This window comes from Streptomyces sp. NRRL WC-3549 (genome assembly GCF_000721935.1).
GTDB lineage: Bacteria > Actinomycetota > Actinomycetes > Streptomycetales > Streptomycetaceae > Streptomyces.
In genome coordinates this window covers 744-2,823 of sequence record NZ_KL585386.1, presented here as the reverse complement: position 1 = coordinate 2,823, position 2,080 = coordinate 744, and the positions used below count along the sequence as shown (strand labels likewise).

Below are 2,080 nucleotides of genomic sequence, written 5' to 3'. Positions count from 1 at the left end.
CCGGTACCGGGACCCGGTGGTCCCGCCGAAGCTTCGAGGACCCACCGCGGCGCGGTGGATCCTCCGACGTACCCACGGGGGGAATTCTTCATGTCCACGCCTCGCACACGGCTGGCCGACGCCCGGCTCTACCTCTGCACCGACGCCCGCAGGCGGCAGGGCGACCTCGCGGCCTTCCTCGACGCGGTGCTCTCCTCGGGCGTGGACGTCGTCCAGCTCCGCGACAAGGGCATGGAGGCGGCCGAGGAGCTCGAACACCTCGCCGTGTTCGCCGACGCCTGCGCCCGCCACGGGGCCCTCCTCGCGGTCAACGACCGGGCCGACGTCGCCCACGCGGCCGGCTCCGACGTGCTGCACCTCGGGCAGGGCGACCTCCCGGTCCCGGCCGCCCGGGCGATCCTCGGCGACGGCGTGCTGACCGGCCGCTCCACCCACGCCGAGGCCGAGGTCGACGCGGCCGTCGCCGAAGCCGGCGTCGACTACTTCTGCACGGGCCCCTGCTGGCCGACCCCGACCAAGCCCGGGCGGCACGCCCCCGGCCTCGGCCTGGTGCGCTACGCGGCCTCGCTGCGCACCTCCCGCCCCTGGTTCGCCATCGGAGGGATCGACGCGGGCAACCTCGACGAGGTCCTGGACGCGGGCGCGCGCCGGATCGTGGTCGTCCGGGCGATCACCGAGGCGGACGACCCGGCCGCGGCCACGGCCGAACTGGCGAAGCGGGTCCGGGCCCGCGCCCTCTGACGACTCCGCGGTGCTGGATCGGGCCGACTGTCCGAGGGGTGGACAAGAAACGCCGCAATCCGGTCAAACCGCGCGGTCCGGTTGGGGTACCGCCGTGCCCTGGTTAACCTCCCGGTATGGCCCTTGGCACACCCTCCACCAGGACGGATCACGCCCCCACCGTGCGTGACCTGCTCGCGACCGGCAGGACCTCGTACTCGTTCGAGTTCTGGGCGCCCAAGACCGAGAAGGGCGAGCGGAACCTCTGGAACGCCCTGCGACGGGTCGAGGCGGTGCGCCCGAGCTTCGTCTCCGTGACCTACGGGGCGGGCGGTTCGACGCGGGAGGGGACGGTGCGGGCGACCCAGCAGATCGCCGCCGACTCCACCCTCACCCCGGTCGCCCACCTCACCGCCGTCGACCACTCCGTCGCCCAACTGCGCAACATGGTCGGGCAGTACGCCGACGCGGGCATCCGGAACATCCTCGCGGTGCGCGGGGACCCGCCGGGCGACCCGATGGGCGACTGGGTGGAGCACCCGGAGGGCGTGCGGTACGCCGCCGACCTCGTCCGGCTCATCAAGGAGTCCGGTGACTTCTGCGTCGGCGTCGCGGCTTTCCCCGAAAGGCACCCGCGGTCGGCCGACTGGGACTCCGACATCAGGCATTTCGTCGACAAGTGCCGGGCCGGCGCCGACTACGCCATCACCCAGATGTTCTTCCACCCGGAGAGCTATCTGCAGATGCGTGACCGCGTGGTCGCCGCGGGTTGCGAGACCCCGGTCATTCCCGAGGTCATGCCGCTCACCAGCGTCCGGCAGCTGGAGAGATTCGCGGAACTCAGCAACGCCTCCCTGCCTTCCTCACTGAGAGAACGCATCCTCGCCGTCAAGGACGATCCGGCCGCTGTACGCTCCATTGGCATCGAGTTCGCAACGGAGTTCTGCGCGAAGCTGCTCGCCGAGGGTGTCCCCGGGCTGCACTTCATCACGCTCAACAACTCGACGGCAACGCTCGAGATCTACGAGAATCTCGGACTGCACAAGCAGTCGTGACCGGCCGCACCCGCCACCGACCGGGGCGGCCGTAGGAGGGGGCGGGCGTGGGCTGGACGGTCCTCTACATCGCTTTCGGCATCGTGGCGCTGTGGCTGCTGGGCGAGGTGCTGTTGCAGTACAAGGCGAGGCTGCGGTGGAGACTGCTGGCCTTCGCCGGATTCCTCGGCGTGGTCCTGGGCGTGCTGATCCCCTCCGTGCTGGTGATCGCCGTCGGGGCGATCGCCTTCGCGACGGGCCAGACGTATGTGACGCTCTCCTTCCGGCGCGGTTTCTCGACGGGCTGGGCCATCGGCGGGAGGCCC

The 2,080-nt window shown here is 71.3% G+C and carries 2 protein-coding genes and 1 pseudogene; all 3 read left to right on the top strand.

The window, feature by feature from the left end; genetic code table 11:
• Nucleotides 1-90 precede the first annotated feature (90 nt).
• A complete protein-coding gene (gene thiE, locus IH13_RS0104295; protein WP_031081110.1) occupies nucleotides 91-741 on the top strand; it encodes a thiamine phosphate synthase in 651 nt (216 codons plus the stop codon).
• A gap of 116 nt (nucleotides 742-857) precedes the next feature.
• Complete coding sequence (gene metF / locus IH13_RS0104290) at nucleotides 858-1,775, top strand: methylenetetrahydrofolate reductase [NAD(P)H] (RefSeq protein WP_051835758.1); 918 nt, start codon at nucleotides 858-860, stop codon at nucleotides 1,773-1,775.
• Nucleotides 1,776-1,822: 47 nt separating this feature from the next.
• Nucleotides 1,823-2,080 (top strand): annotated as a pseudogene (locus tag IH13_RS0104285) (hypothetical protein); the annotation flags it as partial.